The sequence below is a fragment of the Amycolatopsis thailandensis genome (assembly GCF_042723255.1).
In the GTDB taxonomy this organism is placed as follows: Bacteria; Actinomycetota; Actinomycetes; order Mycobacteriales; family Pseudonocardiaceae; genus Amycolatopsis; species Amycolatopsis thailandensis.
Window position 1 is genome coordinate 18,655 of the sequence record NZ_JBHXJK010000115.1, and the last position, 9,157, is coordinate 27,811.

At 70.2% G+C, this 9,157-nt stretch carries 6 protein-coding genes; 2 read left to right on the forward strand and 4 right to left on the reverse strand.

Translation table 11 applies throughout. The features are described 5' to 3' along the window. Positions 1 to 122 precede the first annotated feature (122 nt). Positions 123 to 3,242: a translation initiation factor IF-2 N-terminal domain-containing protein gene (locus tag ACFWMR_RS33000; protein ID WP_378381197.1), complete on the reverse strand. Its 3,120-nt coding sequence runs from the start codon at positions 3,240 to 3,242 to the stop codon at positions 123 to 125. A gap of 534 nt (positions 3,243 to 3,776) precedes the next feature. Here ACFWMR_RS33000 and ACFWMR_RS33005 point away from each other — a divergent pair. Then, positions 3,777 to 5,222, forward strand: coding sequence for a S8 family peptidase (locus tag ACFWMR_RS33005; protein ID WP_093937554.1), 1,446 nt, complete (start codon positions 3,777 to 3,779; stop codon positions 5,220 to 5,222). Positions 5,223 to 5,229: 7 nt separating this feature from the next. Here the strand turns inward: ACFWMR_RS33005 and ACFWMR_RS33010 are convergent, their stop codons facing one another. Genes ACFWMR_RS33010 through ACFWMR_RS33020 form a run of 3 tightly spaced genes read right to left on the reverse strand, consistent with a single transcriptional unit; the run spans position 5,230 to position 7,788 of the window. Beyond that, positions 5,230 to 6,057: an ABC transporter permease gene (locus ACFWMR_RS33010; RefSeq protein WP_093937553.1), complete on the reverse strand. Its 828-nt coding sequence runs from the start codon at positions 6,055 to 6,057 to the stop codon at positions 5,230 to 5,232. Between the two features lies 1 nt (position 6,058). After that, the gene (locus ACFWMR_RS33015) at positions 6,059 to 6,874 is read right to left on the reverse strand and encodes an ABC transporter permease (protein ID WP_093937552.1); all 816 of its coding nucleotides are present in this window, start codon (positions 6,872 to 6,874) and stop codon (positions 6,059 to 6,061) included. Beyond that, on the reverse strand, positions 6,874 to 7,788 hold the full coding sequence (locus tag ACFWMR_RS33020; RefSeq protein ID WP_378381199.1) for an ABC transporter ATP-binding protein: 915 nt from the start codon (positions 7,786 to 7,788) through the stop codon (positions 6,874 to 6,876). Before ACFWMR_RS33020 ends, ACFWMR_RS33015 begins: the two co-directional genes overlap by 1 nt. Positions 7,789 to 7,906: 118 nt before the next feature. Here ACFWMR_RS33020 and ACFWMR_RS33025 point away from each other — a divergent pair, with 118 nt between their 5' ends. Then, positions 7,907 to 8,923 (forward strand): M14 family zinc carboxypeptidase, encoded by a 1,017-nt coding sequence (locus tag ACFWMR_RS33025; RefSeq protein ID WP_378381198.1) that lies wholly within the window; start codon positions 7,907 to 7,909, stop codon positions 8,921 to 8,923. Positions 8,924 to 9,157 lie beyond the last annotated feature (234 nt).

Sequence of the window (9,157 nt, forward strand, 5' to 3'; positions counted from 1 at the left end):
CGGCCCACCGGGAAGTCTCGGTGGTCCAGGTTCTGCGCAAGGTGCCCGCCGCTAGGTGGCGGGCCGTTCTATAGGTTACGTGGGGCTCCCCGATGCGATCACACCGGGGTGCCCCACGGCGTTCACTGACTCTTTTCCGACGCCTTGACCGGCGGACCGGCCGGCCGCGAGGCCGCCCGTCGCGGACGACGGCGGGTGGTGGAACGCACGGCCGGGGCCGGGACGTCCACCTCGGGCTCGTTCTCTTCCTGAGCCGCCGGGACTTCGGGTTCGGAAACCTCTTCTGTCACAACGGCCTCAGGAGTCACCGGAACCTCGGGAGCTTCCGGCTCCGGGCCCGTTTCCCCGACGACGGCGATCTCTTCTTCGCGCGCGGCCGGAGCCTCGTCGTCCGAAGTCGTCACCGGTTCACCGGCGATCTCGGTCGCGGGCGCCTCGGCGACCTGCTCCGAAACCGGCTCAGCGGCCGCCTCGGCGGCCTGTTCGACGGTCGCCTCGGCGACGGTCTCCGGAGCGTCCTTCACCGGCTCAGCGGGCTGCTGGGCGTGCCCGTTGAGCGCGGCGCCCTCGACGTTCTCGGTGACCTCGTGCGAGTGCTCGCCCTTGGCCGCCTTCGTGGCGTTGGCCACGGCCTGGACCGCCGAAACCACCGACTCACGCTGACCGGACGCCTGCGGCGCCTCGGCCTTGGCCGCCGCGGGCTCGTTCTGGCTCTGCTCCTCGCCCTTGCCACGGCCGCGGGACCGGCGGGAGCCCTGCTGCTGCTCCTTGCCGCCGTTGCCACCGCCGCCGTGGTTGTGGCCGTTGCCGCCGCCACCGGTGCGCTGCGGCTCGGTCGAGACGACCACGCCGCGGCCCTTGCAGTGCTCACACGGCGTCGAGAACGCCTCGAGCAGCCCGGTGCCGATCTTCTTGCGGGTCATCTGCACCAGGCCGAGCGAGGTGACCTCGGCGACCTGGTGGCGGGTGCGGTCACGGCCGAGGCATTCGGTCAGCCGCCGCAACACCAGCTCACGGTTGGATTCGAGCACCATGTCGATGAAGTCGATGACGATGATGCCGCCGATGTCCCGGAGCCGGAGCTGGCGGACGATCTCCTCCGCCGACTCCAGGTTGTTCCTGGTCACCGTCTCTTCGAGGTTGCCACCCGATCCGGTGAACTTGCCGGTGTTGACGTCGATGACCGTCATCGCTTCGGTGCGGTCGATGACCAGGTAGCCACCCGAGGGCAGCCAGACCTTGCGGTCCAGCGCCTTGGTGATCTGCTCGTCGATCCGGTGGTCGGCGAAGGCCGAACCGGTGCCCGTGTACCGCTTGACCCGGTCCGCCAGGTCCGGCGCCACGTGCTGCACGTAGTTGTAGATGGTGTCCCAGGCCTTGTCGCCCTGGATCTCCAGCTTGGCGAAGTCCTCGGTGAACAGGTCGCGCACGACCTTGACCAGCAGGTCCGGCTCTTCGTAGAGCATGACCGGGGCGCTGTTCTTCTTGCCGCCGTTGCCGGCTTCGGCCTTCTCCTTGATGACGTCCCACTGCGCCTTGAGGCGGCGGACGTCGCGGTCCAGCTCCTCTTCGCTGATGCCTTCGGACGCGGTGCGGATGATCACACCGGCGTCCTCGGGGACGATGCGCTTGAGGATGTCCTTCAGGCGGCGGCGCTCGTTCTCCGGGAGCTTCCGGGAGATACCGGTGGCGCCCCCCGCGGGCACGTAGACCAGGAAGCGGCCCGGCAGCGAGATCTGCGTGGTCAGCCGGGCGCCCTTGTGCCCGACCGGGTCCTTGGTGACCTGGACCAGCACGGAGTCGCCGGTGGAAAGCGCCTGCTCGATCTTGCGGGCCTTGCCCTCGAGACCGGCGGCGTCCCAGTCGACCTCACCGGCGTAGAGCACGGCGTTGCGGCCGCGGCCGATGTCGATGAAGGCGGCCTCCATCGACGGCAGCACGTTCTGCACGCGGCCGAGGTACACGTTGCCGACGATCGAACCGGTGCCCGACGAGGTCACGAAGTGCTCGCACAGGACGCCGTCCTCGAGCACGCCGATCTGCGTCGACTCGCCCTTTTCGGCGACGACCATGGTGCGCTCGACCGACTCGCGGCGGGCGAGGAACTCGGCCTCGGACAGGATCGGCGCGCGGCGGCGGCCCGCCTCGCGGCCGTCACGGCGGCGCTGGCGCTTGGCTTCGAGCCTGGTCGAGCCGCGCACGCTGCGGACCTCGTCCCGCGCGGGACGCTCGGTCTCGGCGGCCTTGGCCTGCCGCACGTGGGTGACCGTGTTGGGCGGGTCGTCGCTGGTGGACTCGGCGCTGTCGTCGTCCCCGCCCTTGCGGCGGCGACGGCGACGGCGGCGCTTGCTGCCGTTGTCGGAATCGGCGTCATTGTCCGAATCGGACTCCGCTGAATCAGCGGCGGCGGACGCCTCTTCGGTGGACTCGGTCTCGGCCTCTTCGGCGTCCTTGTCCTTCGCGCGCTGCTGACGGCCGCGCGGGGCTCGCGGCTCTTCGGGCTGCTCGTCTTCGTTCTCGGACTCGGCCGAGTTCTCGTCGCCGCCCTTGCCGCGGCCGCGACCACGGCGTCCGCGACGACGGCGGCGACGGCCGTTGGCGTCGTCACCGTCGTCGTCGGTGCCGTGGCCCTCGCCCTGCTCGGTCTGCGTCTCGTCCTCTTCCGAGGCGGTCTCTTCGGTCGGGGCGAAGGCCGGCTCCGGCTTGCGGACCGGTTTCGCCGCGACGGGCTCCGGCGGCAGGAACACCGGCGACGGCGCGGCGAACACCGGGACGTGCACGGCGGCCTTCGCGGGCCTGGTCGTCGCCTGCGGCGGCTCCGGGGTCACCGGGGCGGCAAGCGCGGGCGGGACACGCCGCGAAGGCGCTTCCACCTGCGGAGCGGGCTCCGGCTCGGGCTGAGGTTTCGGCTCGGCCTTGACCTCGGGCTCGGCGGCCTTCGGCGTCTCGACGACAGGCGCTTCGGCCGCCGGGGCCGCTTCAGCGGTCTCGACGGCTTCGGGCTCGTCTCCGCTGGTGAGGGCTTCGGCGAGTTTGAGGGCCACATCCCGGGTGACGCTGGACTGCGCGCTGCGGACGGTCTCGCCGAGCTCACCGAGCTTGGCCATCAGTTCACGGCTGTTGGATCCCAGGAGCTTCGCCAGCGCGTGCACCCGGATCCGGGGCGGCAGTTCGGCCAGCTGGCCTGCGATGGGTGTGGCGGTATTCCCGCCGGTGACGGCGGGTGTGTCCGCGTTCGACATATATCTCCTCCGCCCCCGGGCGCGTCGGCTGGCTCACACCGGCTCGACGCGGCCGCGCAGGGGCCCCTTTCTGTTCGTTCCGCCGTGGTGGTCACCAGCAGCGGGAATCCTTGCCCGGCACCGCGACGGCGCCGGGATTGTCCGGGCGCCGCGTACGGCAAAAGGTCTGCTCGGCGGAGCGCTGGCCACGTTCGCGACATCGGGCCGCCCGCCACGTCGTCGAGCCGCATGCAGCGGCGACGCGTGTGGAGGATGTGCAGCACACCACCGGGCCACAAGACCGCGAGCGCCACCTCTCACGTGTGCCCGTCGGCCAGCGGCCACCGCGAGTATCCCACACCCCGGCCCCACTACGGTGTACTCGGTGCCACAGACCTGGCTCCCGGGCGCGCCGCGGTCACCGGCCGAGGGAACTTCGCGGGAGAGCTTGTCGACCCGGCCGAGGGTGGCTAGCGTGCCGCTCGAGGGTGCCGGAATCCAGCCCAGCCCAGGCCGCGACACCCTCGTTGCCCCTGTCGTCCGGTGGGAGGTCCGGTGTCCCTGCTGGGACGGTCCCTGCGAGCGGCCGTATGCGCCTTCATGGTGCTCTGCGGCTCGGTCGCCGCTGTCGCGACGGCCGACGCGGACCCGTCGTGCCATCCCGAGGGCCGGGCGCTGCGCTACGTCGTCGCCTTCGACCGGGGCACTTCCGAGGCCGAGGCCAGGGCGGCCGTCACCGGTGGTTGCGGCAGCACGACGATCTACTACCCGCAGATCGCGGTGGCCGTCGCGACCTCGGCCGACCGGGACTTCGCCGAACTGGTCCGGCCCGCCGCCGCGTTCAGCGCGCAGGCCGAACGGCTCGCGGTGCAGCGGGCCAACGGCGCGCGATCCACCAGGACCCAGCCGACCAAGGCCGCGCCCGCGCGCGCCGGACTCGAATCGACGGATCCGGCGAAGGTGCCCTCCGCCGACCGCACCGACGAGCAGTGGGACATGCGCGCGATCGGCGCCGACCGGGCGCACAAGATCGAACCGGGGAGCCCGGACGTCGTCGTCGGCGTTCTCGACTCGGGTGTCGACGCCACCCACCCCGACCTGACGTCCGCCCTCGACCCCGGCAAGTCCGCGGGTTGCCTGACCGGCGCGCCCGACCGGAACTGGGCCGCGACGACGTCGGCGCACGGCACCCATGTCGCGGGGATCATCGCCGCGGCCGACGACGGCAAAGGGGTCACCGGGGTGGCGCCCGGTGTGCGGATCGCGTCGGTGAAGGTGATCGACGACCGCGGGTACGCCGACCCCGAGGCCGCCGTCTGCGGGCTGATGTGGGCCGTTTCACAGCGGATGGCCGTGACGAACAGCAGCTACTACGTCGAGCCGTGGTCGCTCTCGTGCTCCCACGCCGACGAACGGGGCGTGGTGAACGAGGTCATGGCCCGTGCCGTCGAGTACGCGACCTCGGCGGGCACGCTCAACATCGCGGCGGCGACCAACGAAGCCGTCGGGCTCGTACCGTCGGCGCACTCCGGCGCCAAGACCCAGGCCGAAGGCTGCCAGGCCTTGCCCGCCGGCTTGCGGGACGTCGTCGCGGTGTCTTCCGTGAGCGCGGAGCGGGTGAAGGCCGGTTACAGCTCGTACGGGCTGGGCGTGATCGACGTGACCGCTCCCGGCGGCGAGACCGGTGAGTGCGTGCTTTCGACCGTTCCCGGCGGGTACGCGCCGTTGTGCGGGACGTCGATGGCGGCGCCGCACGTCGCCGGTGTCGTGGCGTTGCTCGCCTCGAAACACCCCGGCTACGGCGCTCGCCAGCTGAGGCGTTCGCTGGACGCCCAGGCGACCCCGATGGCGTGTCCCGCCGACTACGACCTGACCGGCGACGGCACCCAGGACGCGTACTGCGCCGGGTACGCCGGGTTCAACGGCTTCTACGGGCACGGGATGGTCGACGCGCTGGCCGCGGTGGCGCCCCGGCGGACGGGCCCGAACCCGGCCCGGTGAGCCGGGGTCAGCGCAACAGGAGTTTGCCGAAGCGCTTCGACGACGCGTAGATCCCGACAGCCGCCAGTGCCAGCAGGTACGCCACGTTCCCGACCATGCTCCACGACAGGACCCCGATCGAGAGCCCGCGCATCAGCTCGATGCCGTGGTACAGCGGGAAGATCTGCACGATCCACTGGATCGCCGCGGGGTAGACCGAAAGCGGGTAGAACGTCGTGGAGAACAGGAACAGCGGCATCAGCACGAGGTTGATGTAGTCGAACTGCGAGACCGACCGCAGGAAGGTCACCAGCACGATCCCGATGGCCGAGAACGCCATCGCGACCAGCAACGCCGCCGGGATCATCAGCACGGCCCACCAGGATCCGGGCAGTCCCATCGCGGTCATCACGCCGAGGAAGGTCACCGAGTAGACCCCGCCGCGCAGCACCGACCAGCCGACCTCGCCGAGCGCGATGTCCAGCGGCCCGATCGGGGTGGCGAGCATGGCGTCGTACAGCTTGGCGTACTTCAGTTTGAAGAACAGGTTGTACGTCGAGTCGAGGATCGCGCCGTTCATCGCCGACGCCGCGAGCAAGCCGGGCGCGACGAAGGCGACGTAGCTCATCACCTGGCCGCCGGGACCGACGACCTCGCCGACGAGTTTGCCGAAGCCCAGCTGGAACGCCATCAGGTAGAACAGCGGCTCGAACGCGCCGGACACGAACAGCATCCAGACGTGCGAGTACGTCAGGAAAGTGCGTTCCAGCACCGCCTTCGACCGGCCGCTGTACAGCGCGGACGGCAGGACGCGCAGCAGCACCCCACGCCGCGGGACTTCGGTGAGGACCGCCATTTCAGACCACCAGCCGTCGGTAGAAGTACTTGTGCGCCAGCGCCCAGCCCGCCCCGGCCAGTACGACCAGGAAGGCGAGGTGCCCCAGCGTGGCGAGTGGCCCGACGGTGCCGAGGCTGACCGCCCTCGCGGCCTCGTTTCCGTGCCACAGCGGGGAAAGCCAGGCGATCCACATCAGCGGCGCCGGCAGTTCGGTGATCGGGAAGAACGTGCCGGAGAACAACGTCATCGGGATCAGGACGAAGCGGAACACCAGGCCGAACCGGGAGCCTTCGTCGTAGGTGGTCGCGGCGAGCGCCATCACCGGGGTGCCGCAGGCGATGCCGGTGAGCGTGCCGATCAGGATGACCACGAGCACGCCGAAACTCGTCCAGGATCCGAAGAGCGCCGCGATGACGGCGTAGATCGTGCCGGCGAGGGTCAGCCGGAGGCTCACCCACATGATCTGGCTGCCGAGCACCTGCCCCGGCGTGATCGGGGTGGCGGTGACGGCGAGATAGTCCTGCTGCCATTTGAAACCCGACAGCACCGGATAGCTCGATTCGCCCACCGCCAGCTGCGCCGCGCCGGCGACGAGCAGCGCGGGGGCGACGTACTCCAGATACGAGAACCCGCCTGTCGCCGCGCCCGCCTGGACCTGCGAACCGAACCCGAGCCCCATCGCGGCCAGGAACAGCACCGGCTGGAGGCCCGTCGAGTACAGGGTGGACACCCAGTACCGGCGGTACCACATCCAATGGCCTTCGACCCGCAGCCAGGCTCCAGCCCAGCGCGAGACCACGCGGCCCGTCGACGGCTTCGTCTGCGCTGTGGTCATCAGTCGACCAGCGTCCGGCCGGTGAGGCGGAGGAAGACGTCCTCCAGCGAGCTTCGGCGGACCAGGCTCGACAGCGGACGCAGCCCGCGCGCGTGGGCCTGTTCGAGGGTGGCCTCGCCGGTCATCGTGTAGAGCAGGACACGGTCCGGCAGCACCTCGACGCGTTCGGCGAGGCCCTCGATCCGCTTCGCGGCCGACTCCTGCTCGCCGTTCGGGAAGCGCAGCTCGACGACCTCACGGGTGGAATACCGGCTGATCAGGTCGGCGGGCGAGCCTTCGGCGGCGATGCGGCCGTTGTCCATCACGACCAGCCTGTCGCAGAGCTGCTCGGCTTCGTCCATGTAGTGCGTGGTGATGATCAGCGTCGTCCCGCCTGCCTTGAGCCGGAACAGCCTGTCCCACAGCAGGTGGCGGGCCTGTGGGTCCAGCCCCGTGGTCGGCTCGTCGAGCAGGAGCAGTTCCGGGTCGTTGACCAGGGACCGCGCGATGGTCAGCCGCCGTTTCATGCCGCCGGAGAGCGAATCGACCTCGGCGTTCGCGCGATCGGTGAGCTGGGCGAACTCCATCAGCTCCTCGGCCTTGCTCCGCACGTGCGCGCGGGAGAGCCCGAAGTAGCGACCGTAGATCTGGAGGTTCTGCCGGACGGTCAGCTCGGTGTCCAGGTTGTCCTGCTGCGGCACCACACCGAGCCGGGCGCGGATCCTCGGCCCCTCGACGTCCGGATCCATCCCGAGGACCCGCAGGTCGCCGTCGGTGCGCGGGGACACGCTCGCGATCATCCGCATGGTGGAGGATTTGCCCGCGCCGTTGGGCCCGAGGAAGCCGAACGCCTCCCCCGGGCGGACCTCGACGTCGATCCCTCGCACGGCCTCGAAGTCGCCGAAACGCTTGACCAACGCCTTCGCCTGGACCATCGCCGATTCGTGCTCTGAGTCACCCACGGTAGGCACCCTAGAACCTGCCACCGACAAAATTCGACCGGTTTATCCGGCCTCTTGTTGGACGATGCCCGCTCGTCGATACTCACCGACCATGAGTCTCAAGTCCCGAATCGCCCTGTTGTCCGTTTTTGTCAGTGCCGGGCTGCTCGTGGCCCCGGCCGCGCAGGCCGCCGAGACCACAGTGGACGGCCGGACCGTCGACCCGCGGCCCTCCACTGTCAAGCTGGCCTTCGAACTGCACAAGCTGGCCGTGCTCAGCCACGGCAAGATCCAGGTGGACAAGATCGGCCGCAGCAACGAAGGCCGCCCGGTGTGGGCGGCCAGGGTCGGTCACGGCAAGACGCGGATCCAGTACGTCACCCAGCAGCACGGCGACGAGCCGCTCGGCACCCCCGCCGCGCTCGAGTTCCTGCGCAAGGTCGGCGTGGAGCACAGCGCGTGGGCCCGGAAACTGCTGTCGAAGGTGACCGTCGACATCGTCGTGCGCGCCAACCCCGACGGCCACGAACGCGACTGGCGCTACAACTACGACCCGGCCGCCACTCCCGAGTACGGCGAGAAGGGCAAGGGTTACGACATCAACCGCTACCACGATCCGGCCGTGGCGCCGAAGGACAACCCGGCGACCGAGGCGGGCCTGATCCAGCGGCGGAACGCGTCGTTCAAGCCGGACATCATGGTCGACTACCACATGCAGGGCCGGTATCGGGACGCGGAAGGCAAGGAGATCACCGCTTCCACGCTGTGGCCGACGAACGCGGGCGTCGAACCGTCCGATGTGGACTTCGCGAAGCAGATCGCGGTCGTGGTGCAGCGGTCGATCGACGGCAACGGCGGCTACGTCTCTCAGTACCCCGGCGGTGACTACCAGGGCATCGCGCGCAACGGGTACGGGCTGCTCGGCAACGGCAGCGTGCTGATCGAACTCAGCCTCATCCCGGAGCGGGAGCAGCAGCAGATCCAGGACGCGCTGGCCTCGATGCTCGCGATCGCGCGGAGCGCGGCCGACGGTTCGGTGCGGAAGGTCGACCCGGCCGCCGCGGACGCGATCCCGCCGCGAGGGCCGGCGCTGCCCGGGTCGGTGGAAGAGGCGCACGAGGCCGCCTGACGCTCGTGGGCTGGGGCCCTTCGGTACAGGGGGCGGCGAAGTCCGTGAAGGCCTGGTGCAGGTCAAGGAGAGCGGACCGGTATTTACCTACCCACGCCCGACTGGGCGAGAGTGGCGGTTCCGCGACTGACAGGGGGCGACGCCCGGTCTTGGACCTTGATCAACGGAGGATCCGGGACACTCAACGTCCCCGATCCTCCGTTGATCAAGGTCGTGCCCGGCGTGACCGGTGAC